Source organism: Acrocarpospora corrugata, assembly GCF_009687845.1.
In the GTDB taxonomy this organism is placed as follows: domain Bacteria; phylum Actinomycetota; class Actinomycetes; order Streptosporangiales; family Streptosporangiaceae; genus Acrocarpospora; species Acrocarpospora corrugata.
This window is the reverse complement of the sequence record NZ_BLAD01000052.1, coordinates 127807-153253: the sequence shown is the minus strand read 5'-3', so window position 1 is coordinate 153253 and position 25447 is coordinate 127807. Positions and strand designations below refer to the sequence as shown.

The 25447-nt window shown below is 69.9% G+C and carries 21 protein-coding genes; 8 read left to right on the top strand and 13 right to left on the bottom strand.

Going from position 1 to position 25447, the window contains the following annotated elements; genetic code table 11:
- Positions 1 to 429: 429 nt before the first annotated feature.
- The 3 genes from Acor_RS18935 to Acor_RS18925 all read left to right on the top strand — a co-directional run bounded on the left by Acor_RS18935 (position 430) and on the right by Acor_RS18925 (position 2159).
- On the top strand, positions 430 to 858 hold the full coding sequence (locus Acor_RS18935) for a hypothetical protein (protein ID WP_155338013.1): 429 nt from the start codon (positions 430 to 432) through the stop codon (positions 856 to 858).
- Entirely contained in the window at positions 816 to 1196 is a 381-nt protein-coding gene (locus Acor_RS18930; RefSeq protein WP_308805671.1) for a transposase family protein, read from the top strand. Before Acor_RS18935 ends, Acor_RS18930 begins: the two co-directional genes overlap by 43 nt.
- 315 nt (positions 1197 to 1511) lie before the next feature.
- Positions 1512 to 2159: a LysE family translocator gene (locus tag Acor_RS18925; protein ID WP_155338011.1), complete on the top strand. Its 648-nt coding sequence runs from the start codon at positions 1512 to 1514 to the stop codon at positions 2157 to 2159.
- A gap of 21 nt (positions 2160 to 2180) precedes the next feature.
- Here the strand turns inward: Acor_RS18925 and Acor_RS18920 are convergent, their stop codons facing one another.
- The 3 genes from Acor_RS18920 to Acor_RS18915 all read right to left on the bottom strand — a co-directional run bounded on the left by Acor_RS18920 (position 2181) and on the right by Acor_RS18915 (position 4457).
- Positions 2181 to 3623, bottom strand: a complete 1443-nt coding sequence (locus Acor_RS18920) for an AMP-binding protein (RefSeq protein WP_170316995.1) — start codon at positions 3621 to 3623, stop codon at positions 2181 to 2183.
- Between the two features lie 14 nt (positions 3624 to 3637).
- A complete protein-coding gene (locus Acor_RS42270) occupies positions 3638 to 4228 on the bottom strand; it encodes a VOC family protein (RefSeq protein WP_170316994.1) in 591 nt (196 codons plus the stop codon).
- Between the two features lie 88 nt (positions 4229 to 4316).
- Positions 4317 to 4457, bottom strand: coding sequence for a hypothetical protein (locus tag Acor_RS18915; protein ID WP_155338009.1), 141 nt, complete (start codon positions 4455 to 4457; stop codon positions 4317 to 4319).
- Positions 4458 to 4581: 124 nt separating this feature from the next.
- On the opposite strand from Acor_RS18915, the gene Acor_RS18910 reads away from it, so the two are divergent.
- Both Acor_RS18910 and Acor_RS18905 read left to right on the top strand, forming a co-directional pair.
- Positions 4582 to 4992, top strand: coding sequence for a PH domain-containing protein (locus tag Acor_RS18910; RefSeq protein WP_155338008.1), 411 nt, complete (start codon positions 4582 to 4584; stop codon positions 4990 to 4992).
- A gap of 16 nt (positions 4993 to 5008) precedes the next feature.
- Positions 5009 to 5956 (top strand): leucine-rich repeat domain-containing protein, encoded by a 948-nt coding sequence (locus Acor_RS18905; protein ID WP_155338007.1) that lies wholly within the window; start codon positions 5009 to 5011, stop codon positions 5954 to 5956.
- Positions 5957 to 5995: 39 nt separating this feature from the next.
- Here the strand turns inward: Acor_RS18905 and Acor_RS18900 are convergent, their stop codons facing one another.
- Positions 5996 to 8317, bottom strand: coding sequence for a glycoside hydrolase family 3 N-terminal domain-containing protein (locus tag Acor_RS18900; protein WP_155338006.1), 2322 nt, complete (start codon positions 8315 to 8317; stop codon positions 5996 to 5998).
- Between the two features lie 119 nt (positions 8318 to 8436).
- On the opposite strand from Acor_RS18900, the gene Acor_RS18895 reads away from it, so the two are divergent.
- The 3 genes from Acor_RS18895 to Acor_RS18885 are packed head-to-tail and all read left to right on the top strand — an operon-like array spanning position 8437 to position 14675.
- A complete protein-coding gene (locus Acor_RS18895) occupies positions 8437 to 12381 on the top strand; it encodes a glycoside hydrolase family 38 N-terminal domain-containing protein (RefSeq protein ID WP_155338005.1) in 3945 nt (1314 codons plus the stop codon).
- A complete protein-coding gene (locus tag Acor_RS43330; RefSeq protein ID WP_218034359.1) occupies positions 12378 to 13217 on the top strand; it encodes a peptidylprolyl isomerase in 840 nt (279 codons plus the stop codon). The genes Acor_RS18895 and Acor_RS43330 overlap by 4 nt, the downstream gene beginning before the upstream one ends.
- A 12-nt stretch (positions 13218 to 13229) precedes the next feature.
- Complete coding sequence (locus Acor_RS18885) at positions 13230 to 14675, top strand: WS/DGAT/MGAT family O-acyltransferase (protein ID WP_155338004.1); 1446 nt, start codon at positions 13230 to 13232, stop codon at positions 14673 to 14675.
- A gap of 76 nt (positions 14676 to 14751) precedes the next feature.
- On the opposite strand, the gene Acor_RS43325 is transcribed toward Acor_RS18885, so the two are convergent.
- The 9 genes from Acor_RS43325 to Acor_RS18845 form a co-directional block, all read right to left on the bottom strand.
- Positions 14752 to 16605, bottom strand: a complete 1854-nt coding sequence (locus Acor_RS43325; RefSeq protein WP_218034358.1) for a serine/threonine-protein kinase — start codon at positions 16603 to 16605, stop codon at positions 14752 to 14754.
- 49 nt (positions 16606 to 16654) lie between these two features.
- Entirely contained in the window at positions 16655 to 16780 is a 126-nt protein-coding gene (locus Acor_RS45475; RefSeq protein WP_281353239.1) for a hypothetical protein, read from the bottom strand.
- 66 nt (positions 16781 to 16846) lie between these two features.
- Positions 16847 to 17686 carry an ABC transporter permease gene (locus tag Acor_RS18875; RefSeq protein WP_170316993.1) on the bottom strand — a complete coding sequence of 280 codons (840 nt, stop codon included), beginning with the start codon at positions 17684 to 17686 and terminating at the stop codon, positions 16847 to 16849.
- A 20-nt stretch (positions 17687 to 17706) separates the two neighbouring features.
- Positions 17707 to 18441 carry an ABC transporter ATP-binding protein gene (locus tag Acor_RS18870; protein ID WP_155338002.1) on the bottom strand — a complete coding sequence of 245 codons (735 nt, stop codon included), beginning with the start codon at positions 18439 to 18441 and terminating at the stop codon, positions 17707 to 17709.
- Positions 18442 to 18483: 42 nt separating this feature from the next.
- On the bottom strand, positions 18484 to 19599 hold the full coding sequence (locus Acor_RS18865) for an AI-2E family transporter (protein WP_155338001.1): 1116 nt from the start codon (positions 19597 to 19599) through the stop codon (positions 18484 to 18486).
- A gap of 153 nt (positions 19600 to 19752) precedes the next feature.
- Positions 19753 to 21654 carry a choice-of-anchor A family protein gene (locus Acor_RS18860; protein ID WP_155338000.1) on the bottom strand — a complete coding sequence of 634 codons (1902 nt, stop codon included), beginning with the start codon at positions 21652 to 21654 and terminating at the stop codon, positions 19753 to 19755.
- A 227-nt stretch (positions 21655 to 21881) separates the two neighbouring features.
- On the bottom strand, positions 21882 to 23477 hold the full coding sequence (gene mctP / locus Acor_RS18855) for a monocarboxylate uptake permease MctP (protein ID WP_155337999.1): 1596 nt from the start codon (positions 23475 to 23477) through the stop codon (positions 21882 to 21884).
- Entirely contained in the window at positions 23474 to 23671 is a 198-nt protein-coding gene (locus tag Acor_RS18850; protein ID WP_155337998.1) for a DUF3311 domain-containing protein, read from the bottom strand. Before Acor_RS18850 ends, mctP begins: the two co-directional genes overlap by 4 nt.
- A 132-nt stretch (positions 23672 to 23803) precedes the next feature.
- Entirely contained in the window at positions 23804 to 25378 is a 1575-nt protein-coding gene (locus tag Acor_RS18845; protein ID WP_218034363.1) for a CocE/NonD family hydrolase, read from the bottom strand.
- Between the last annotated feature and the right edge of the window lie 69 nt (positions 25379 to 25447).

The following is a 25447-nucleotide window of genomic DNA, read 5'->3' as shown; positions in this document are numbered from 1 at the left end:
GTGCTCCATAACCCGCACCGTGTCCGCGAAGCGGAACCCCGCGTTGATCTCGGCCTGACTGAATACGGCCGAATAGCTGACCGCGAATACGCAGATGCTGCCTTCTTGTGAGAAGCGAACATTGCTGATATTGCGGATATCCATTCCCCGCTCCTTCGCTGAGGCTTGCTTGGCCTTCGTCCGAGCTTCGGGGTCTATCGCAGACCAGCCCGAGTAATTCTGCGGCGTTCCACCCCCCGGTGAGCTGGCACTATCGACATCGTATTTACACTGAGGCTTATTCATAAGCTACTTGATGGCGAGTGGCTATCGGCTTCTTGATTGCGCCAAGAAATCCACAGCCTGTGAATTTCTGGAAAACGAGGACATGACAACGGTTCCTGCCGTGAAATCTCGAGTTACCACACACGAGAGCGCACGGAGGAACCGTTGGACCTGGAGCGTATTACCAGCGTGTCCCTAACACAACTCATCGAACTGACCCGGCGGATAAGGATCTTGATGGGCGACGTCGCCAAACCCGGCGGACGTCCTGCCTGTATCGATCTGACCAGGTCGGTTGCGCTGGTCGTGTATCTCTTACGGCATAACGTCACCCAGGATGCCGGCGGGGCGGTCCTTGGCGTGTCGCAGGCGACCGTGAGCCGCCGATGGGACAAACTCCGCAAGGTCGTCGGAGCCGCCCTGCACAGTTTCATCCCCGACCCCGCCCGCCAAATCGGCCGCGGAACGGTGCTGGTGGACGGCACACTCGCGCCCACATGGAATTGGAAGGCCGCTGAAGGAATGTACTCCGGAAAACGACCGGCTTCAACATTCAAGTCGCCTGCGATCTCGACGGCCGTGTCGTCGCGATAGGAAAGGAACCCGTGCGCGGAGCCCGCCACGACACCCACGCATTCCACGCCTCCGGCCTCGCCGATCAAATCGCCGGTCTTCATCGCTGCGGTGACAGCGGATATCAAGCCCATGCGGATATCACCCCGGACAAGAAGCCGCGCGGCAGGCAGCTGACCGCTGAGCAGAAGCAAAACAACCGGGAAATCAACGGCATCCGCGCAGCCGTCGAACGAGCGATTGCACATGTGAAAGCTTGGCGTATCTGCTCATCCCGATACCGAGGGCCCCTCGAGAAGTTCCCTGCGGTCCTAACGGCAGTCATCGGACTGCACTTCTTCAAACGGGCTTATGAATAACCCTCACTGTCGATGGCGTCATTACATGAGTAGGTTCACTTCCTGTTATCGAACATACCTTGCCCTCTGCCAGAATCCGCTGAGATTGAGGATAAAGCAGTCTTCTATGAATTAAGCAGGGCGAGAATGGGAGCTTCCCGACAGGGACTTTGATGTCGGCAGACCTTCGCGTGGATCCCATCGAGCAGGCATTGACTCTCTGATTGTGCATCGGCCCCGATCGCGGCGACCTGTGATCCGATCAGTCGGGCCGACCCTCCGGCGGATTTTGTCGGAGCCTGCCTTTACGCTGGTGCCCGATGCGAAGGGGGCGCGATGAGTTACGAAGCCTTGGCGGGGATCGCCGTGGTGGCGCTGGTTATGGTGCTCACTCCTGGGCCCAACATGGTCTATCTGGTGTCGCGGTCGATCACCCAGGGCCGCCGGGCCGGTCTGGTCTCACTCACCGGCGTGGTCGTGGGCTTCCTCACGTACCTGACGGCGACCTGCCTGGGCCTCACCGTGGTGTTCGCCCTGGTCCCGGCCGCCTACACGGCGATCAAACTGGCCGGCGCCTGCTATCTGCTCTATCTCGCCTGGAAGACCCTGCGCCCAGGCGGCCTCTCGGTCTTCGAACCCGGCGACCTGCGCCCCGATTCGACGTCCCGCCTCTTCACCATGGGCTTGGTCACCAACCTGCTCAACCCGAAGGCGGCCGTGCTCTATCTTTCCCTGCTGCCCCAGTTCATCGAGCCGTCGGCGGGCCGGGTGATGTTGCAGAGCATTGTCCTGGGCACCGTGCAGATCACCGTGAGCATGGCCGTTAACCTGCTGATCGTCTTCACCGCGGGCGCGCTCGCCACCTTCCTCAGAGCCCGCCCGGCCTGGCTCCGCGCGCAGCGCTACGTGACCGGCACCGTGCTCGGCGTCTTCGCGGTCAAACTGGCGACCGACCGTTCCGGCGCAGCCGTGGCCACACCATGAGCCCGGGTCAACGCGCCTCAGTCAGTCCCGTTCGACGGCCGGGTTCTCGGCGTCGTACTCGCCGGGTGGGTGGTCGCGGGGGAGCAGGTGCTTGGCCACGCGGGCGGTCGGGGTGCGGGGGAGGGACGGCACCGTCTGCCAGAACCGGGGGACCTTGAAGGGGGCCAGGTGGGCGGCGGCCCAGGCGTGGAGTTCGGTGAAGTCGGGTTGCCCGTTGGCGGGGACGATGAACGCCTTCACCTCCTCCTCGGACAGGTTCGACGGAACACCGATCACCGCGCATTCGAGGACGTCCGGGTGGGCTTCCAGGACCTCCTCGACTTCGAGGGGGGACAGGTTCTCGCCCCTGCGGCGGAGGACCTCCTTGAGGCGGGACACGAAGGTGTAGACGCCGTTGCCGTCGACGGTGACCAGGTCGCCGGTGCGGAGCCAGCCGTCGTCGGTGATGGCCTTGGCGGTCTCCTCGGGCATCTCCCAGTAGCCGGGGGTGATGGCGGGGTTGCGGAGCAGGAGTTCGCCGTCGTCCAGGCGGGCGTGGTTGATCGTGCCGAGGGTGGGGTGCTGCCGGACCGTGCCGAGCGTGCCGTACGGGCGGGAGCCGTGGGGCCAGATGAGGCCGTAGGGGGACTCCGACAGGGCGTACCCGACGACGATGCGCAGGCCGAAGCGTTCCTCGATCTCCAGCTGGCGCTCTCTGGCCGGGGCCGGGCCGGTGTAGCAGAGACGGAGCGGGGTGTCGGCGTCGTCCGGCAGTTCCGGGCGGCGCATGAGGATCTCCAGCATCGCGCCGATCGCGTTGAACTCGGTCGCGCCGTGGCGGCGGGCCGCGTCCAGGAAGCCGCTCGCCGAGAAACGTTCCAGCAGGATCAGGCCCGCCCCGCAGGCCAGCGACCCCAGCACCGAGTAGGCGGGGGCGTTGATGTGGAACAGCGGCAGCGAGGTCATCAGCCGGTCCTCGCCGGTCAGGCCCATCCAGAACGGGAAACCCTCGCCCGCCAGCGCGTACGCCCGATGGGTCTGCATGACCAGTTTCGACCGGCCGGTGGTCCCGGAGGTCGGGATCAGGGTGGCCAGGTCGTCCGGCCGGGCCTCCACCCGGAGCTCCGCGCTGGTCCCGGTCAGCTCCCGGATGTCCAGCCACGGCACGCCCAGCTCGCCGGGCTCGTCCGCGATCAGCGCCCGGGGCCGGGTCTGCGCGGCCAGGCCCGCCAGTTCCGCCGCGCTGCTCGCCGGATTGACGTACACCGCGACCGCGCCCATCGACGTCAGCGCCAGCCAGCACAGCAGGTACGGCGGCGTGCTCCGCCCGGTGACCAGGACCCGGTCACCGTGGCCGATCCCGGCGGCGCGCAGCGCGGCGGCGGTCCCGGCCACCTGACCGGCCGCCGCCGCGAACGTGAGGGTCCCGGCGTCGGAGCGCAGCCAGACGCCGCCGGGGTCGCGATCCGCCGCGGCCCACAGCAACCCGGGGATCGTGCCTACGTCGACCGCCGGATGTCCTCGATGATCGAATCGACCAGCACCGTCGCCACGGTGTGGTCCAGCTTGCCGTTCTCGCGCAGTTCGACCACCGCGGGCACCGGGTCGGGGTCGGCGAACAGGCTCGGATCGGCGTAGTCGACCGGCCGGCCGGTCGGGTCGACCGTCCACCAGGACGCCTCCAGCGCGATCCCGTTCGGGTCGCTGAAGTAGATCGACCGCAGGAAGCCGTGGTCGATCACGTCGGTGACCTCGCAGTCGTGCGCCTTCAGCCGGTCCCGCATCCGCTCCAGCGCGGCCTCGTCCGGCAGGTACAGCGACAGGTGGTCGAACTGCGACGCCTTCTCGTACGGCACGCCGGCCGGCTTCGCGTAAGTGTCCAGATCCTTCCCCGTGAACTCGAAGAAGGCGATCGTGTTCCCCGGCGCCACCTCGAAGAAGTAGTGCCGGAACTCGGGAACGGCCAGCGTGGTCACCAGCCGCGCGTCCAGGACCCCGTGCCAGAACCGCACGGTGGCGTCCATGTCCGGGGTTACCAGGGCGAGGTGGTGCACGCCACGCCAGTGCATGGTGTCGGGTGTCGCAGCCATGCCTCGACGCTACGCCGCCACACCCGATCTGGGGAGACGCAACCGGTAGAAAATTCAATCAAATTCGGTCTTATATGGGTCAATCCGGTCAATTGTGCCTGGGGCTCTCCTCCGTGAGCGCCTCCAGCATCTCGGTGAGATGGGCGACCTGGGTTTCCAGTCCGCGGACGCGCGCCTCCAGCTCGACGAGCGTGGGGGTCTGGAACGCGTTGCCGATCTGCCTGCTCATCGACCCTCCGGCGGTGCATATTGTGACGCACGCGGGGCAGCGTGCGCGGGGTTCCCTATACCCTAAATATCCGCCTTCGCACCTCAAAGCGAAAGGTCAGGCCACTGCCGGATAAGGTGCTCCCATGGTTGATCTCCCGTCGCGCGAATGGCGCGTCGCACCGTCGATCATCGTTCTCAAGGCCGCCGGCGCGCTCCTGCTCGCCGCCCTGGCCGTCACCGCCGACGGCCGCGGCCTGTTCCTGGCCGGGATCGCCGCCCTCGGCTTCGCCGGCCTGGCCGTCCGCGACCTCCTGGCCCGGGTCCGGCTCACCGCCGGTCCCGCCGGCATCACGGTGATCAGCGGTTTCTCCGGCCGCCACCACATCCCGTGGCCCCAGCTCGAACACATCCGGGTCGACTCCCGCTCCCGCTACGGCACCCGGATGGAACTCCTCGAACTCGACACCGGCGACAACGTCCACCTGTTCAGCAAGTTCGACCTCGGCGAGCCGGTCGTCCCCGTCGCCGAGGTCCTGATGCGCATGCGCCCCTGACCGGAAGGTTTTACCCATGCGTGGCACCGTCGACCAGGCGATCGAGAGCGCCCGCGCCACCGGCGCCGCGAACCTGACTCTGTCGTCACGCCGGCTCCGCCGGTTACGCCCCTCGATGCGCGCCCTCACCCTCGTCCGCGCCCTGGACGTCTCCGGCAACGAGCTCGGCGCTTTACCCGACTGGCTGGGCGACCTCACTTCGCTGACCGAACTCGACGCGCACGCCAACCAGATCGCCTGGCTTCCCGACTCTCTCGGGGCACTGACCGCCCTCACCCGGCTTGACCTGCGGGTGAACCGCGTCCAAAGCCTGCCGGACTCGGTACGGAAACTCACCGCCCTGACCGTTCTCGACCTGAGCTCCAACCGCTTCGCCGAGTTACCGGACTGGCTGGGCGAATTGCGGCGACTGACCGCACTCCATCTGGGCCTGAACGCGCTCACCGGCCTGCCGGATTCGATGGCGGATCTCACCGGCATCGTCGAGCTTTACCTGGGTGACAACCCTTTGGCCGCGCTCCCGGACTGGATCGGCGGCTTCACCCGCCTGCACCGGCTGCACCTGGATCACACCCCATTGACCCGGCTGCCGGACTCGATCGGGAACCTCCGCGCGCTCAGCCGCCTCGACCTGCGGAAAAGCCAGATCAGTGAGCTACCGCACACGATCGGCGGCCTCACCCGCCTCACCGAACTCTGGGCTCACGGCAACCACCTGACGCACTTGCCGGACACGGTCGGCGACCTCGGCAAACTTCTCGTCCTGGACCTTTCCGGCAACCGGCTGACCGAACTGCCCGACTCGATCGGCGACCTCACCCGCCTCAAGCTCCTCAACCTGCGCGGCAACAACCTGAGCCGCCTCCCGGACTCCATCGAGCGGCTGGTCGCGCACGCCGACGTGGACGTGCGCGACAATCCGCTCACGACGCCGGTGCCGGTCAGCCCACGGCTGTTCGCTTGACGGGTTGGGGCGGTGGCGTGGCCACCGCCCCGCGACGTGTCAGCCCGTGCAGGGGGTGCCGTTGAGGGTGAAAGCGGTGGGGTTGGCGTTGGTGCCGGAGTAGCCGGCCTGGAAGCCGAAGGCGGCGGTGCCGCCGTTGGCGTTGATGACGCGGTTGTGGTCGACGTTGCGGGCGGTCACCTGCTGGCCGGACTGGGTGACCGTGGCGTTCCAGGCGTTGGTGACCTGCTGGTTGCCGGGGAAGGTCCAGAGCAGGGTCCAGCCGGTGACGGCGGTGGCGGACCTGTTGGTGATGGTCACTTCGGCGGTGAATCCGGTGTTCCAGGAGTTCGCGCGGTAGGTGACGGAGCAGCCGGTCGTGGGTGACGGGGAAGGCGACGGGCTGGGACTAGGGCTGGGGGACGGCGAAGGAGAAGGTGACGGCGAAGGAGAAGGTGAGGGTGACGGGGAGGGAGAAGGAGAAGGTGACGGCGAAGGAGAAGGTGAGGGTGACGGGGAGGGAGAAGGAGACGGGGAAGGTGAAGGTGAAGGGCTGGGGGAGGGGCCGCCGTAGGCCAGGCCGAAGCCCTGAGGGAAGAGGGGGGTCTTGCCGTCGCCCGGGTTGATCGGTTGCTGGCTGGCGGTGTTCATCCAGGTCACGGGGAGTTTGGCGGTCGGGGCGTAGTCGCCGAACAGGACGTCGGCCACGCCCCGCCCCTCGGTGCCGGGCAGCCAGGCGGCGACGAGCGCGCGCCAACTGGCGAGCTGCGCCGAGATCTCCATCGGCCGCCCGGAGACCAGGACGACGATCACGGGGACACCGGAGGCCTGGAGGCGCTGCAGGGTGGTCAGGTCGGTGCTGTCGAGGCCCATCGCGCCGGTCCTGTCGCCTTGGCCCTCCGCGTACGGCGTCTCGCCGACCACCGCGATGGCCGCCCGGAAGGTCGAGTCGATGCCCGTCCCTGTCTGGTTGTAGGTGATCTGCGTCCCGGCCCCGGCCGCGTCCCTGATGCCCTGCAGAATCGTCGTCCCGGGCGTGGTGTTCCCGGACGCGCCCTGCCAGGAGATCGTCCAGCCGCCGCTCTGGTTGCCGATGTTGTCGGCGCTCTTCCCGGCCACGAAGATCTTCCCGCCGGTCTTGGCCAGCGGCAGGATGTTGCCCTGGTTCTTCAGCAGGACCTGCGTCTTGCGTACCGCTTCGCGGCCGAGGGTCCGGTGCGCGGCGTTCCCCACGGTCGAGGTCAGGGTCCGGTCGGCGAGCGGGCGCTCGAACAGGCCGTACTCGAACTTCTTGGTGAGGATGCGGCGGTTGGCGTCGTCGATCCGCGACATCGCGATCCGGCCCGCGGTGACCTCCTGCTTGAGCAGGGTGATGAAGCGGCGGTAGTCGGTCGGGACCATCACCATGTCGATGCCCGCGTTGACGGCGGCCGTGACCTCGGAGGCGGTGAAGCCGGTGCCGCCCTCGATCTGGTCGATGCCCGCCCAGTCGGACACGACGAAGCCGGTGAAGCCGAGTTCGCCCTTGAGCACGTCGGTGAGCAGGAAGCGGTGGCCGTGGAGTTTGGCGCCGTTCCAGCTGCTGTAGGAGACCATGACCGAGCCGACGCCGCGCTGCACGGCGGCCTGGAACGGCGGCAGGTGCACGGCGCGGAGCTCGGCCTCGCTGACCTGGGTGTTGCCCTGGTCGTCGCCGCCGGTGGTGCCGCCGTCCCCGAGGTAGTGCTTGGCGGTGGCGAGCACCCCCTTGCCCTGCAGCCCGGTGATGATCGACGTCATCGGGGTGACCAGGGCGGGCTCCTCCCCGTAGGACTCGTACGTCCGCCCCCAGCGGTCGTTCCTGGCGACGCACAGGCAGGGGGCGAAGGTCCAGTCGATGCCGGTTCCCGCCACTTCCTCCGCGGTGGCCTGGCCGATCCGCTGGACCAGGTCGGCGTCCCGGGACGCGCCGAGCCCGATGTTGTGCGGGAAGATCGTCGCCCCGGCCACGTTGTTGTGCCCGTGCACCGCGTCGATGCCGTAGATCATCGGGATGGCCAGCGGGGTGCCCAGCGCCTGCCGCTGGAAGTTGTCGTACATGTCCGCCCAGGACCCGGCGTTGTTCGGGGTCGGGGCCGACCCGCCGCCGGACAGGATCGAACCCAGCCGGTAGGTCAGGATGTCCGACACCGGATTGATCGCGCCCCGGTCGGCCTGGGTCATCTGCCCGGCCTTGTCGTCCAGCGTCATCCTGGCCAGCAGATCGTTCACCCGGGTCGCCACGGGCAGGCTCGGGTCCTGGTACGGCAGCGCCGCCGCCGACGCGACCCGGCCGGGCACGACGGTCAGCGCCGAGCCCAGGAGCACGGTGACCAAGGTCAGACGTGCGAGGCGGAATGTCATGGATCCTCCCTTGATATCCCGGTGACCGTACGAACGCGGTAGTTGGGGGTCAATGAAGGGCGCGTTCCACGGACGGTGACCTGCTGCTTTCCCGGAAAGTTTCAAGGCATGATCGGGTCATGCGCATCGTCGAGGTGGAGTCGACCGAGCTGTTCACCGAGGGTCCGCGGCAGATCGTCCGGGTCACCCTGGCCGAGGCCGTGCCCGGGGCCGAGGTCCGGGTGGACGGGGTGGGGGTGGCGGGCGAGAGCCGTACGGGGGCGGGGGACACGGTCGAGGTGCCGGTCGTGTCCGGGTATCCGGTGGGGGCGCGGGTGCCGATCACCGTCACCGCCGGGGACGCGGAGGCGGCCGGGGAGCTGGTGGTGGCCGAGCCGGGGTGGACGGTGTGGATGGTGGCGCACTTCCACTACGACCCGGTCTGGTGGAACACCCAGGCGGCGTACACGGTGACCTGGGATCAGGCGGGCGAGGCCGCGCAGGCCACCAGGTCGGAGTTCCAGCATGCCGGGTTCGAGCTGGTCAAGCTCCATCTGGCGACCGCGAGGCGCGAGCCGGAGTACAAGTTCGTGCTGGCCGAGGTGGACTACCTGAAGCCGTTCTGGGACGCGCACCCCGAACATCGGGCGTATCTGCGGCAGCTCGTCCACGACGGCCGGGTCGAGATCATGGGGGGCGCCTACAACGAGCCCAACACCAACCTGACCAGCGCAGAGTCGACCATCCGCAACCTCGTGCACGGGGTCGGGTTCCAGCGGGACGTGCTCGGCGGGGAGCCGGGGACGGCCTGGCAGCTGGACGCGTTCGGGCACGATCCGCAGTTCCCCGGCCTGGTCGCGGACGCGGGGCTGACGTCGAGCTCGTGGGCGCGCGGGCCGTTCCACCAGTGGGGGCCGATGCTGCGCGGCGGGGATCCGGCCCGGATGCAGTTCCCGGCCGAGTTCGAGTGGCTGTCGCCGTCCGGCCGGGGCGTGCTGACGCACTACATGCCGGCGCACTACAGCGCGGGCTGGTGGATGGACTCGGCCGCCTCGCTCGAACTGGCGGAAGCCGAGGTGTACCGGCTGTTCCGGCAGCTCAAGAAGGTGGCCGCGACCCGGAACGTGCTGCTGCCCGTCGGCACCGACTACACCCCGCCGAACCGGTGGATCATGGACATCCACCGGGACTGGAACGCCCGCTACACCTCCCCGCGCGTCGTCTGCGGCCTCCCGAACGAGTTCTTCGCGGCGGTACGGAGCGAGCTCGCCCATTTCACCCCGCAGACCCGCGACATGAACCCGATCTACACCGGCAAGGACGTGTCGTTCATCGACACCAAACAGGCCCAGCGGCACGCGGAGTCCCAGCTGGTGGACGCCGAGAAGTTCGCCACCCTCGCCGCCGTGACCGAGGGCGAGCCCTATCCGTACGCCGAACTCGACAAAGCCTGGCGGCAGCTGGTCTACGGCGCGCACCACGACGCGATCACCGGCTCCGAGTCGGACCAGGTCTACCTGGACCTGCTCACCGGCTGGCGCGAAGCCCACGACCTGGGCCAGAACGTGCTCGACAGGTCCCTGCGGGCGCTCAGCCGGGACCTCGGCGGCGTGGTCGTCTGGAACCCGTCCTCCTGGCCGCGCACCGACCTGGTCCGCGCCCGCCTCACCCTGCCGCCCGGCTGGTACGGCATCGCCGGAGACGTCCTCCTGGAGAACCCCGACCGCCACGACGACGGCAGCCTGCGCGCGGTCGACGTCACCTTCCTCGCCGAAGACGTGCCCGCCCTCGGCTACCGCACCTTCTCCTTCACCCCCGGCGACACCCCGATCGGCTGGACCCCCGGAGAAGGCACCCGCATCGAGAACGCCACCCACACCATCGAGGTCGACCCGGCACGCGGCGGCACGGTGTCCAGCCTGCGCGTCGGCGGACGCGAACTCCTGCGCCCCGGCCGGGCAGGCAACGAACTGGTCGTCTACGACGAGTACCCCGCCCACCCCACCTTCCACGAAGGCCCCTGGCACCTGGTCCCCAAAGGCACCTCCACCGGCTCCGCCGACACGACCGCCGACGTCACCGTGGCCTCCTGCGCGCTCGGCCACCGCCTCCTCGTCCAAGGCGCGATCGGCCCGCTGACCTACCGCCAGGAGATCACCCTCTGGCACCGCCTGCCCCGCGTCGACCTGACCACCCACGCCGACTTCGACGGCGTGGACCAGCTGGTACGGCTCCGCTGGCCGATCGACATCCCCGGCGCCCTCCCCGTCAGCGAGGTCGGCGACGCCGTCGTCGGCCGCGGCTTCGCCCTCATCGACACCGACTCCGCCGACCACCCGTGGACCCTGGACAACCCCGCCAACCACTGGTTCGCCCTCTCCTCCACCTGCCGGATCGGCTCCCGCGCCATCGGCGTCGCCGAGATCATCGCCGCCGACGACACCCCCGCCGACCAGCTGCGCGCCCTGTCCGCCGCGCTGGTACGCCAGGGCGTCACCTCCACCTGCTCCACCGGCGCGGGCCCCCGCTACGGCAACCTCGCCGTCGACTCCAACCTCCCCGACGTACGGATCGCGATCGGCACCCCCGAGACCAACCCCTTCATCGCCGCCATCCTGCCGTCGCCCGGCGAGAACACACGCCACTGGATCCCGGCCGAGAAGCCCCTGGCCGAGGTCTGGGTGCCCGGCGCCGACCTGTCCGGCCCGCGCGCCCTCCCGGTCCTGATCGTGACCGGCCCGGAAGCCATCGACGCCCTCATCGAGGACCTCGCGGACGCCGTCGTCGAAGTCCCGTCCGAACCCTTCGACGACTACACCGTCGGCCTGATAAATCGTGGCATCCCCGGGTTCGCGGTGGATTCGGAAGGCACGATGCACGTGTCGCTGCTGCGGTCGTGCACGGGCTGGCCGTCCGGGATCTGGATCGACCCGCCGCGCCGTACCACCCCGGACGGCGCGAACTTCCAGCTCCAGCACTGGACCCACACCTTCGACTGCGCGCTCGTCGCCGCCCCCGGCGACTGGCGGGACGCCGGCCTCGTCCGGCACGGCCACGACGTCAACCACCCGCTGCTCCCCGTCGTCACCGGCCCGGCCGGGACCGGGGGATCACGATCGTTCCTGGCCACCGCGCCGGGGGTCGTGCTCGCCGCGATGAAGGCCACCGGCAACCCGATCGCCTCCGGCCGCACCCCGGGCGAGGTCGCCGGCATCACCCTCCGCCTGTACGAGGCCCACGGCCGCGACGCCGCCGCCGAGATCACCTCCGCCCTGGGCGGCTGGCGGCGCGCCGACCTGCTGGAGAACCTCACCGGCCCCGCCCCCGAGGTCCTCACCGGCATGGAGATCGTCACCCTCGTCGCCCACGTGAACCCCACCACGCCGCCGCTTCCCGCCGCGGAACCCCACCAGCCGGTCTTCACCCGCTACTGGCTCAACAACACCGGCCCGGCCCCCACCGGCAACATGCCGCTCGCCGTCCACCTGTCCGCCGCCGACCTGGACGGCCCCGGCGAACTCACCCTCTCCATCGCCTCCTCCCTCACCGAGGACACCGCCGAAGGCATCGTCACCCTGCTCGCCCCCAGCGGCTGGCTGGTCGAACCCGCCATCCGCCCGTACGTGCTCCCGCCCGGCGGCCACGCCGCCATCCCGGTCCGCTTCGCCCTCCCGCCGGGGGTGCGCGACGGCGTCTACTGGCTCCGCGCGCGCACCTCGTTCGGCGGCCAGGAGTACGAGGACGTCACCCGCGTGCACATCGGCGGCCGGCACCCCGTCGGGCTGGAGGTGTCGACGACCGGCTCGCTGCTGCTGACGCGCGGCGAAGAGGCCGAGATCGTGGTCCGACTGGCATCCGGCGCGCTCACCCCGGTCTCCGCGCAGACCCAGCTGATCAGCCCCTGGCCGACCTACGACATGTTCCCCGTCTGGAACACCGGGGTCGTCGTCCCCGGCGAGGGCGACGCCGAAGTGCGCTTCCCCGTGGTGGCGCGGCGGCCGGGCCGCTGGTGGGCGCTGGTCAAGGTCGCCTGCGCCGGCTGGCTGCACTACACCGAGACCGTCCAGGTGGAGGTCCGCCCGTGACCGGCGTCGCCGCCCACGTCCGCGACGAGGTGATCACCGTCGCCGAGGTGCACGCCCGGCTGGCCGAACTCCGCGCCGGACCCCTGGCCGGCCGCCTCCCCCATCCGGACGGCCCCGAAGGCAGGAACGTGCGCCGATGGCTGGTCCAGGTGATGGCGGCCGAACGCCTCGTCCGGCAGGAGAACCTGTCGCTCGCCCGGGACTCCATCAGAACGGAGCAAACCCCCGACCGAACCCTGTCACCCTCGGCCGACGAAACCCTGATGCCGCCGCCCGGACAAGCCTGGCCACCGCTTGCCGGACAAGCCTGGCCACCGCCGGCTGGCCAGGTGACGGGGATCAGCCTGGAGCTGGCCATGCGGGCCGGGGGAGTGACCGCGGCCGTGCTCGCCAGTCCCGCGGGCCTGGCGCTCTTCCAGCGGGTGACCGGCGACATCCTCGCCGACGAAACCGAAATATCCGACTATTACGCGCGCAACCCCGATAGGTTCGCCATCCCGGAGACGCGGAGGACCCGGGAGTTCGGGCCGGTCAGGCGCGGCGAGCTGACCGGGCCGATCGAGGACGCTGTCTTCGCCGCCGCCCCCGGCGACGTCGTCGGCCCGATCGACGGACCTGGCGGGCCGTGGACGCTCACGGTCGAACGGGTCGATGCTGGGGGGCGCGAGCCGTACCAGAAGGTTCGGGAGGAGATCGGGCGGGAGCTCACGATCGCCCGGCGGGAGCAGGTGTTCGCTCGGTGGCTGGAAGCCAGGCTGGCCAGGTGTGTACGGCTGTCGCCCGGCTTCGAGCACCCCGGCGATCCCCGGCAGCCCGACGTCACGCACCGGCACTAGGATGGGACAGTCATGGCACGGCAACTGAGCGCGCTGGACGCGCAGTTCCTCAACTTCGAGACGGCCGCGAACCTCGCGCACATCGCCGGGCTGACCGTGCTCGATCCCTCCTCCGCGCCCGGCGGCGTGGTCACCAAGGACGCGATCATCGACCTCCTCAAGGGGAGGCTGCATCTCGCGCCGCCGCTGCGCCGCAGACTGGTGGAGGTGCCGTTCGGGCTCGACCATCCGTACTGGGCGGAGGACCGCGAGGTCGACTTCGACTACCACGTGCGCGAACTGGCGCTGCCCCCGCCCGGGAACGACCACCAGCTCGGCGAGCAGGTGGCCCGGCTGCACGGGCGGCGGCTCGACCGGCGCAAGCCGCTCTGGGAGCTGTACCTGATCCACGGCCTCGCCGGCGGGCGGGTCGCCATCTACACCAAGGTCCACCACGCCGCCATCGACGGCATCGAAGGCGCCGAAGTGCTCGCCGCCCTGATGGACCTGACGCCGGAGCCCCGCGAGGTCGAACCGGACGAGACGCCTCTGGAGATCGCGCCCGACCTGCCGGAGATGCTCAACCGCGGGTTCACCCGCCTGCTCGACAATCCCTCCGCCGTGCTGCGCTTCATCGGCAGCGCCGTGCCCCGCCTGGACGAGCTGCCGGTGGTCGCCCAGATCCCCGGCGCGGGCATGGTCGCGCGGATCATCCGCGGCGTCGGCTGGACCGGCGACACCCCCGGCCCCGAACTGCCCGATCTGCCCCGGCTGACCGTGCCGCGCACGCCGTTCTCCGGCCCGATCACCCCGCACCGGCGGTTCGCGTTCGGCCGGCTGTCGCTGGCCGAGGTGAAGAAGGTCAAGAACGCCCACGGCGTCACCGTCAACGACGTGGTGATGGCGCTGTGCGCGACCGCGGTCCGCCGCTGGCTGGTCCAGCGCGACGAACTGCCCGCCGAGCCGCTGGTGGTGGGCATCCCGTTCTCCACCCGGGGCGAGGCCGCCGACGACTCGATCGCCAACCAGGTCCTGCTGGCCACCACCACCATCCCGACCGACGAGCCCGATCCGGAGGTGCGGCTGTCGCTGGTCAGCACCGCGATGGCCGCGGTGAAGGAACGCTTCTCGGTCGCCCCGGCGACCTGGCTGCTGGAGTTCAGCCAGGCCATGCCCGCCGCGCTCAGCGGCCTCGCCGACCGGGCCGCGTTCCGGCTGGCCGCCAGGACCGTCCCGGCGATGAACCTGATGATCTCCAACGTGCCCGGGCCGCAGCTGCCGCTCTACATCTGCGGCGCGCGCGTGCTGGCCCAGTACCCGGTCTCGGTGATCACCGACGTGAGCGGCGGCATCAACATCACCGTGTTCTCCTACGACGGCTTCCTGGACGTCGGCATCGTCGTCGACAGAGAAATGGTGCCGGACGTCTGGGACTTCGTCGATTATCTGCAGGACGCGCTGACCGAACTGATGCCCTGACCTACTCGGCGAAGTAGGTGCCGGGGCCATCCCGGCCGAAGTTTATGGGCACACGAGCACTCTCGAATGCCCTGACCTACTTGGCGAAGTAGGTGCCCGGCACGTCCCGGCCGACGACTCCGCCGACACAGCGGTAACTGCGAACGCCCTTGGCGAACTCCTCGGACGACGGAGGCAGGACCGACAGCTGCCACTGGTCGGCCGTGTAGCGGGCGGCCGTGGCCGATCGGGAGGCCATCAGCACGCTCATCGAGCAGAGCTTGGCGACGGTGGGGTGCTGTTCGAGTTCGTTGAGGTTGCTGGTGAGGGCGTCCAGCGGCAGCGGTGAGACGGCGAAGGTCTCCCAGGCGTGCCGGGCCTCGCAGCCCACCCGGGGCGCGGTCACCACGCCCGCGATCGAGACGATGCCGCTCCAGCATTCGGCCTCCTTCACGCAGGCCGCGCCCGCGACGACGGAGGCCGCGCAGCCGTCGGTGTAGGTCGCCACCTCGATGCCCGCCGGCTTCTCCCCGCCGAGCGACTGTCCCACGACGGACGGATTGTCGCCGGAGCCGACGGCGGGGGCCTCCTTGTCCAGCAGCATGTACGCGACGCCGCCCGCCAGCAGCAGCGCGAAGATCGCGGCCACGACCGCGAACACGACCGTCGAGTTCCGCGCGGGCGGCGGTGGCGGAGGCGCGCCCTTCGGGGCGGTCATGGCCCGGTGCACGTCCCCGGCCGGGTGCTTCCCGCCGGGCGAGGTCATCGCGTAGGGGATCGGCGGGGCATATCCGGCTTGTCCGGGAGGCTGCGCGTATCCGGCTTGTCCGGGAGGCTGCGCGTATCCGGCCTGTCCGGGAGGAGGCGCGTGGCTGGCTTGTCCGGGAGGCTGCGCGTAGCCGGGCGCCCCCACGTAACCGCCTGATCCCGGCTGCCCGCCGCGTCCAGGCCCGCCATGTCCGGCCGGTCCGCCGTGTCCGGGTGGTCCGCCGTGTCCGGGTCCGCCATGTCCAGGTGGGCTGGCGTGGCCGGGTTGCGGGAACGCGCGTGCTCCTGGTGGGGGTGCGGCGAAGTCGTGGGGTCGTTCGGCGGGGGGCGCCGGGGCCGGGCCTGAGCTGGTGCCGTCGACGGTCAGCAGGGTGAGTGCGTCGCGGAAGCGGGCGGACGTCTGGGTGCGGCGGGCCGGGTCGCTGGACATGGCCTCGCGTAACACGTCCACCAGCGCCACCGGGACGCCCGCGATGTCGGGGATCGGCTGCCGGTGCAGCGCCATGATCACCGCGATGTTGACCACGCCGCTCGGCGGGAACCTGGGCGGCCGGCCGCTGAGCAGCGCGTACAGGGTGGCGGCCAGCGCGTACACATCCCCGGCCGCGGTCGGCTCGCTCAGGTCGAAGGCCTCCGGCGGCGCGTACGCCGGCGTCAGCGACTCCCTGGTCACCGATAGCTCCGCGCCCTCGCCGGAGGACGGCATCGTGGCCAGCCCGAAGTCGGACAGCGCCACCAGGCCATAGGAGTTGAGCAGGATGTTGGCCGGTTTCACGTCCCGGTGCAGCACCCCGGCGGCGTGCGCGGCGGCCAGCGCGTCCGCGATCTTGATGCCGATGTCGCGCGCCTCGCGCACGCTGAGCGGCCCGTGCTTGCGCAGCCGGTCGGCCAGCGACCCGCCCGGGCACAGTTCCAGCACCATGTACGGGCGGCCGTCCTGCAGCACACCCGCGTCGTACACATCGGCCACATGCGGATGCCCCGACAAGGCTCCCGCCGAAGTGACCTCCCGCATGAACCGCCGCCGGTCCCGATCCGACAGCAGCACCCGGTTGTCGATCTTCAGTGCCACCTCGCGGCCGACGGCGAGCTGCCTGGCCCGGTAGACGATGCCGAAACCGCCCTGCCCGAGGACGTCGAGCACCTCGTAGCCCTGCACCAGCGGGGCGCCCGCCTCACTCATGGCCTCCTCCTTGCCAGCGGCACCTTACCGCACCCGAAGGGGGCCCGTTTTATTCGCTCGGATCGGCTGTCACGGCCAGCAGTTTCTCCGCCTCCGTGTGCAGCGCGTGGATGAGAACCAGGCGCACGCGCAGCTCCGCGTCGCCCAGATCCTCGGTCCTGATGGGATCGTCCATTCCAACAGGTGGACGCCCGATCCCACCACATGGTTTGCGCGGCATGCCGGTCTCGTATACAGGCGGCTACTCCCCGAAGCGGGACAACCTTCCCTTGGTACGGGCGTGCCGCAGCGTCAGGCCGTACAGCCAGAGGGCGAGCGCGACGTAGGCGACGTCCAGGACGGCGGCGGCCCCGAGCCGGTCCCACGGGATGGCGCCGCCGTTGAGCACCGCGCGCATGCCCTCGAAGACGTGGGTGGCCGGGACGAACGCCGAGATCGCCCGCAGCGCCTCCGGCAGCACCGACACCGGGTAGAACACGCCCGCCAGCGGCTGGAACACGAAGACCAGGCTCCACGCGATGACCTGGGCGCCCTCGCCGAAACGCAGCACGCAGGAGATGGCCACGATGGCCAGCGACCAGCCCATCACCATCAGCACGGCCATGAACGGCACCAGGCCGATGCCGATGGTGAGCAGGCCGAAGCCGTACAGGGCGTAGGCGAGGAGCGCCATGATGGTGATCCCGGCCGCGATCTTGGTGAGCGAGAAGAGCACCAGGCCGGTCATGTACTCCGCCGGGGTGACCGGCGTGACCTGCACGTTCAGCAGGTTCCTGCTCCAGATGTCCTCCAGGAAGCCTATCGCGACCTCGTTCGAAGCCCGGTGCAGCACCTGCCAGAGCAGCACCGCGCCGAGCAGCGCCGACACGATGAACGGGACCTTCTGGGCCTGCAGGAAGAGCGTCACATACCCCCACACGACCAGCTCGATCACCGGCCAGAACACGATCTCGAACACCCGGATCGGGCTCCGCCGCAGCGCGGCCAGATCCCGCGCCACCACCCCGCCGATCCGCCGCCGCCGCGCGGCCGGACTCAACGGCGGGTACGCGAGGCCCGCCGCACCTTCCACACTGTCCATGGGCATAACCGGACTTGTCGTCATGCGGGGACCGCGCCTTCCCTGGCGACCTTGAGGAAGACCTCTTCCAGATCGTCCACGCCGAAATCGCTGGCCAGTTCGGCCGCGGTGCCGGTGGCGACGATCCGCCCCGCCGACACGAAGTGGATCCGCTCGCACATGCGCTCGACCTCGCGCATGTTGTGCGAGGTGATCAGCAGCGCCGTCCCGCTCTCGCGGGCGATCCGCACGAGCATCGCCCTGATGCGGTCGCCCGCGTCGGGGTCGAGCGCCGCCGTCGGCTCGTCCAGGATCAGCAGCCGGGGTTCGTTGATGAGGGCTTTGGCCAGCTGCACCCGGGTGTGCTGGCCGGAGGAGAGTTCGACCACCTTGCGCCGGGCCAGCGGGCCGATCTCCAGCAGGTCGATGACCTCCTCGACGCGTTTGCGCGGGTGGCGCAGCCCGTACAGGCGGGCGAAGGCGTTCAGCACCTCCCGGACGTGCAGCACGCCGGGCAGCCCCAGGTAGCTCGCCGAGAAGTTGACCTGGCTCAGCACCTCGGTGCGGTTCTTCGCCAGGTCCAGCCCGAACATGCGGACCTCGCCGGAGTCCGGTGTCACCAGCCCCAGGAGCATGTGCAGCGTCGTAGATTTTCCGGCCCCGTTGGGTCCGAGCAGCCCGGCGATCTCGCCCTGGCCGACGGTGAGACTGATTCCGTCGACCGCACGGACGTCTCCGAACCGCTTCACCAGCGACACGGCTTCAAGAATCACCACCCGCTCAGGGTGTGCGTTGCGACCCGCTCGCGCAAAGGGTTTTCAGGCGGGCTGGGGAGCCGGTTCCGCGGGTGGGGGCTCGTCCGTCGGCGTGCTGCCGGGCGGCCCTGAGCCGGGGGAGCGGCCCTGGGCGTTCCGGATCAGGGCCACGATGACCGAGGTGACCGGGGCGGCCAGGAAGGCGCCGACGATGCCGGCGACGACGCTGCCGACGGCCAGGGCGACCAGGATGATCGCGCCGGGGAGGTCCAGGGCCTTGCCGTAGATCATGGGGGCCAGCACGTGGCCTTCGAGCTGCTGGATGAGGATCACGACGGCGATCACGATCAGCGCGACCAGCCAGCCCTTGGCGACGAAGGCGACCACGGCCGCCAGCAGGCCGGCCAGGAAGGCGCCGACGACGGGGAGGAACGCGCCGATGAAGGTGAGCACGGCCAGCGGGAGCGCGATCGGGACGCCGAGGATCCACAGGGCCAGGCCGATGAAGAAGCCGTCGACGAAGCCGACCGTGGCGACGCCGCGGATGTAGCGGCCGACCACGTCGAAGATGACGCGGCTGGTGGTGATGATGTGCGGGCGGCTGGCGCGGGGGGAGAGGTCGGCCACCCAGCGGAGCAGGACGTCGCCGCTGTGCACCAGATAGATGGCCAGGATGAGGGCGAGGATGGCGCCGATCACGATCTCGCCCGCGATGGTCACGCCGGTGAGGGCGCCGGTGGCGATCATCTGGGCGCGTTCCTGGAGGAAGGTGCGGGCCTGGGCGACGAGTTCGTTGAGGCGGGCTTCGTCCAGGCCGAGGGAGGCGGCGAAGGCCTGCAGGTCGATCACCGCCTTGTCGACGCTGGCGCCGAGCTGGCCGAAGCCGCTCACCGTCGGGAGGACCAGGAGGGCGATGAAACCGGCGAACAGCACCAGGCCGCCGACCAGGACGAGCACGGTGGAGAGGGTGCGATTGAGGCCGCGGGAGCGGAGCCAGCGGGCCGGGGGGTACATGAGGGCGGTGAAGAAGATGGCGAACACGACCGAGATGGCCACGGTTCTGACCTGGTAGAGAACCCAGAGGAGGACCGCCACCAGGGCCATCAGGATGAGGATCCGTTTGGCGGTGAGGCTCGCCCGGTAGAGGGCTCCTCCGTTCTCGGCGTTCGGCGGCTTCATCGTCGCTCCCTTGCTGCGCTCACGACCGGCTCGCTGATGATCGCAGACGATCATGGTTCGGCGCGATGGGAGAACGCGGGCGGAGTGACCTCTGTACGGGTGCAAGAGGTCACTCCCTGCAGCTGATCTACTTTGTAAAGGCGTCAGGGCGGTTCATTTCGCGTGTTTGCCACGGCGGCGACGGCGGCGGGAGCCGAGGATCGCGAGCGTTCCCGCGCTCAGGAAGGCGCACACCGACCAGAGCAGCCGCTCCGTCGCTGCACCGGTGAACGGCAGCTCGGGCTGCGATCGCGGCGCGACGGCAGGTCCGGGCACCGGATGGGGGAGCGGATGGCCTCCCGCCTCCGTTCCCGCCCCAATTCGCATCCCCGTCCCCGTCCCCGTCTCGGCGTCCATCCCCGTCCCTGTCTCCGCGCCCGTCTTCGTTCCCTCGCCTGCGCTCGTTCCCGTTCCCGTTCCCGTTCCCGTTCCCGTCTCCGACCCGGCCACCTGCTCGTTGACCTGCTCCGTAACCCGCTCGGGCCGTCGCTCGGAGTCCGTGAGCGGATGCGACTCGGGGCGAGCTTGCGGTTCAGGGTGCGGAATCGGCTGGTGCCGGGGGGTGTACCGGACGGAGGTCGCGTTCGCGGGCAAAGCCGCAGGTGCCATGGTCACCGTCGCCATCGGTGATGGGCTGGGACCCAGCTCCCCAGCCGGGCGGGCATGGGCCTCGTCGGCGGTCCGCAACCGAGCGGGCTTCCGGGCGTGCTTCTGAGCGGACTTCCGAGCCTGGGCCTGAGCCGGGGTCTGGGCCTGGGCCTGGGCCTGGGCCTGGGCCTGGGCCTGGGCCTGGGCCTGAGCCGGGGTCTGGGCCGGGGTCTGGGCCGGCTTGCCGGAGGCCACCAGCTCGGGCGATGGCGACAGGCTGGGCGAAAGAGATGGATTGCGAGAAAGAGGGGGCCTGGGGGATGGGCTGGGCGACGCCGACGGCCTGGACGTTTTCCCGCAGAGGTTGAGGTCGGCGCTGAAGGGAGCCACCCGGTACTCGCCGCTGCCGCCGGGGGCCGCGCCGTTCGCCTGGGTCAGCGACTTGACGATGATGTCGCCCTCGATATTCGCCGAGTTGTTGTCCTCGAAATCAGCATTTGGGGCATAAATCGTGCCTTCGATGGCGGCTCCCTGCCCGCTCGGCCGGAACAGCTGCGTCGCGTCAGGGAAGTTGAACAGGATGTAGCGCGCCTGCGCCCGCCCGATTCCCGGCATATTCGCCGCCACCCACGTGAACTCCTCACCCGTCCGCACATTCACGATCAAAGGCCGATCCGGCCCCGGCTGATCGAGAAAGGTGATCGTGCCGATGTTGTTGAGGTCCGCCCCGGAAATGGAGAGCACATTCCGCTCACCCGCCACCAGATTGATCGAAACGCCGGAACCCGCCGGAACACCACCCCGCTCCGCCAGCGGCGAGCCGTCCTCGCCCAGCAGCACCACATTGGCCGGGCAGTCCGCCAGCCCCGCCGACCGTTCCCTGAACCTCGCGAAAGCCGCCCCGAAATCCAGCAGCCCCGCCTGACCGACCGACTCCGGCGGCTGCGACACCCCGAGCGCGACGACCGGCATGGCGTCCCGCCCCGTGTTCGCGGGCGTCAGCCGGGTGTCCGCCGGCGCGACGCCGTCACTGCTCGACACCGCCACCCCCGACGTGTCGCCGATCTTCACATACGCGTCGCCGAGCACCTGGACGCGCGCCCCCGACGTACTCGTCGGGAAGTCGATCCCCCCGCCCACCAGCAGCCCGGTCGGCGCGCTGTCCCCCGGCACCACGAACGCCCCGGCCCCGCCGGTCGCGACGTCGAAGTGCTCCCCGATGACGAGGTCGCCGCCGACCGCGATCGGCCCCTCCGACCCGTTGGCGGCCAGCTCCGCGTCCTCCTCCACCATGATCGGAAAGCCGGAGCTGCCGTCCACCGGGTTGGCGGACGTGGCCGAACTCGCGCCGCCGGACAGGATGAGACTGCCCGCCGCCGCGCCGAGGGCGAGCACCGCCGCCGAGACGATTCCCGTAGATCGCGTCATACTTCCCGACTGTCGTCAGGCGGCGGGTCGCTGACCCTCAGGCGCGACGTGGCGGACCGCAAATTATTGCCATAAAGACGGCAAGCCCGGCGGTGGGGGGGAAACCGCCGGGCTTGCGGGAGGGCCCAGGCGGCGGCCCTCCGGCCTCCAGGGAGGGGTGGGCGCGGCCGCACCGCCGCGCGCACCGGGCGCCGGCCCCGCCGGTGGGGCCGCGCCGCTGGAGGGGATCAGGTCGAGCCGGAGACCTCCAGATCCTTAACGCGGGGGTCGCCGGCGTCGGCGTAGTAGTCGGCGGGCCGGGTGGCGTCGGGGCCGTCGGCGACCTTCGCGGCGCGGGCGATCAGCGTGCCCAGCACCGCGACGACCAGGTTCACCAGCAGCGCCAGGAACCCGGCGTAGATCGTCATCTTGGTGTCCAGGCCCAGCTTCTCCAGCGGGAACGCCGAGCCGCCGAAGTGGGCGTGGTTGATGGCCGGGTTGGCGATGTTGTAGAGCAGCAGGATGCCGGCCGTCATGCCGGCCACCCAGCCCGCGATCAGGCCCGCCCGGTGGAACCACCGGCTGAACAGGCCGAGCGTGATCGACGGCAGCGTCTGCAGGATGATCACGCCGCCGATGAGCTGCAGGTCGATGGAGAACTGCGGGTCGATGAGCAGGATGAACAGCACCGCGCCGATCTTCACCACCAGTGAGGTGAGCTTGCTGACCGACGCCTCCTGGGCGTCGGTGGCGTCGGGCCGGAGGTACTCCCGGTAGATGTTGCGGGTGAACAGGTTGGCCGCCGCGATCGACATGATCGCCGCCGGCACCAGCGCCCCGATCCCGACCGCCGCGTACGCCACGCCCGCGAACCAGTCCGGGAACATCCGGTCGAACAGCTGCGGCACCACCGTGTTCACATCCCGGCCGATCGGGGTGATCCCGGCCGCGATGGCCATGTAGCCGAGCAGCGCGATCAGCCCCAGCAGCAGGCTGTAGGCCGGCAGCGCGGCCATGTTCCGCTTGATCACGTCCCGGCTCCTGGACGCCAGCACCCCGGTCACGCTGTGCGGGTAGAGGAACAGCGCCAGCGCGGAGCCGAGCGCCAGCGTCACGTACTGGAGCTGGTTGTTGGCGTTGAGCAGGATGCCGTCGTTGGGCGCGGGCGTCGCGTCGAACTTGGCCTGGGCCGCGCCGAAGATCGACGCCCAGCCGCCCAGCTGGGTCGGGATGTAGATGATCGCCACCAGGATCACCACGTAGATCAGCGTGTCCTTGACGAACGCGATCAGCGCGGGCGCCCGCAGCCCCGACTGGTAGGTGTAGGCGGCCAGGATGGCGAACGCGATGATCAGCGGCAGGTCGCCGGAGACGCCCATCGTCTTCAGCACGGCCTCGATCCCGACCAGCTGCAGCGCGATGTACGGCATCGTGGCCACGATCCCGGTGATCGCCACCAGCAGCGCCAGCGTCGGCGACCCGAACCTGGCCCGGACGAAGTCGGCCGGCGTGACCAGCCCGTGCACGTGCGACACCGACCAGAGCCTGACCAGGATCAGCAGCACCAGCGGATACACGATCACCGTGTACGGCACCGCGAAGAACCCCATCGCCCCGGCCCCGAACAGCAACGCCGGAACCGCCACGAACGTGTACGCCGTGTACAGGTCACCCCCCACCAGGAACCAGGTGACCCACGACCCGAAGTTCCGCCCGCCGAGCCCCCACTCGTTGAGGCTGGCCAGATTCTCGGCCCGCCGCCACCGCGACGCGACGAACCCCATGCCGCTGACCACCGCGAACAGCACGGTGAAGACGATGATCTCGGTGAGGTGCTCGCTCATGCCCGGGTCCGCCAGTACACGAGCAGCGTGACGGCCACGCTGAGCCCGATGAACAGCAGCTGCAGCCAGTAGAACAGGGGGATCCCGAACAGGTGCGGCTCGGCGGAGTTGAACAGCGCGGGGATCAGCGGGACCACGACGGGGACCGTCAGCAACCAGTACCAGGGGTTGCGGTCGGAGCGGGGAGCGTCCAACGCATCTTCCTTCCGGGAGGTCGGACAGATTGTCGAATCGCAGCGTAAAGTGACCCGCGTCACAGGCGGAAAGCTGATCGGCGAGCGGTGGAGTTGACGCGGCGAACGGTCAGCCCGCCCGCGCGCCGTTCCTCACAGCTGGGGCAGCAGCACCGCCGACGGCCGGGACGGATCGTGGAAGACCTCCTGGTCGCTGGCCACCATCGGCCCGTCGGGACCGAGCGCCTGGCCGGTGCCGGGGTTGCGGGGGATCCGGGGGTAGGCGCCGCTGGCGACGTGCACCCGGATCTGGTGCCCGCGCTTGAACCGGTGCCCGATCGGCCACAGGTCCACCAGCACCCGCCGCACCCCGTCCGCGTCGGCCACGTCGGCCGGGGTCAGGCGGCGCAGGCCCTCGCACACGTTCATCGAGACCCCGTCCGGGTGGACGTCGCAGACCCGGACCACCAGGTCGGTGTGCTCGCGGCTGGTCCGCACGTACAGTTCGGCCGAGACCGGCCCGATCACGTCGGCGTCCTCGGTGAGGGTGGGCGAGGTGTAGACGAGCACGTCCCTGCGCGCCTCCAGCCGCCGGTTGTCGCGCGGTTCGGAGTTGCCGATCAGCACGGGACCGCCCAGCACCGGCGTCGGATGTCTCGGGTCGTATCGGTATCCGTCCGGCGAGGACGCTCCCGCGTTCTCCGGTCCCAGGTTGAAGCCCGGCTGCAGATGCCAGCGCCGGGTCCGCGTCCCGGGCACCGGCCAGTCCGGGAAGTCCCGCCACTCGTTCGCCCCCGTCACGAACAGCCGTACCGGCTCGGGACGCAGCCCCGACGGGTCCCCGAGCAGATGCGCCCGGAACCAGGCCAGCGCGTCCGCGTTGGCGATCCGCCCGTGCCGCACGTCCGCGTGGTACCACGGCCCGATCGTCAGGTACGGCTGCCGCCCCGCCGCCCGCATCGCCGCGTAGTCCTTGAGCTGCCACGGCAGGAAGACGTCGTACCAGCCCCCGGTCATCGTCACCTCGGCGGCCACCCGCTCCACCGACCCGGAGAAGTCCCGCTTGAGCCAGTACGGCGAGGCCGGCTCCCCGTGATGCGCCAGCAGATCCTGGAAGAACCGCAGCGGACGCCCCGCGGACACCAGGTCCAGCTGGTCCAGCGGACGCCCGGACAGCACCGCCCGCCGGGTCCGCCGGGGGGCCAGCAGCGCCGACGCGCCGCCGATCCGCCCCTCCATCCCGGCCGTCAGCGTGGTCCAGATCAGCGACGACTCCAGCGCGAACGACCCGCCCACGTACGCCGCGTCCCGGAAGCAGGAGGCGGTCACCTGGGTCGCCATGGCCCGCAGGTCGGGCGTCTCGGCGGCGATCGCCCACTGGGTGAAGCCCAGGTAGGAGGGGCCGTGCATGGCGAAGCTGCCGCCGTACCAGGGCTGGGCGCGCATCCAGGCGACGGTGGCCAGGCCGTCCTCGTGCTCGTCGCCGAGCGGGTCGAGCAGCCCGCCGGAGCCGAAGCCGCCCCGGCAGCTCTGCACCACCACCTGGAATCCCTGGCGGGCGAAGAACTTGCCGTACATCCAGCCGATCATGCCCGCCCGGCCGTACGGCGAGCGGATCAAAATGGTCGGGGGCCGGGAGACGCCGACGGGGGTGTACAGGTCGGCGAGCAGGCGGACACCGTCGTGCATCGGTACGGGTACGTCCCGCTGAACGGAGACACGTGACATCACGTACTAATTGGTAACATAACGGACATAAACTTGCCAACGTTAGATTGCCGATCTAGGGTCGCGGCG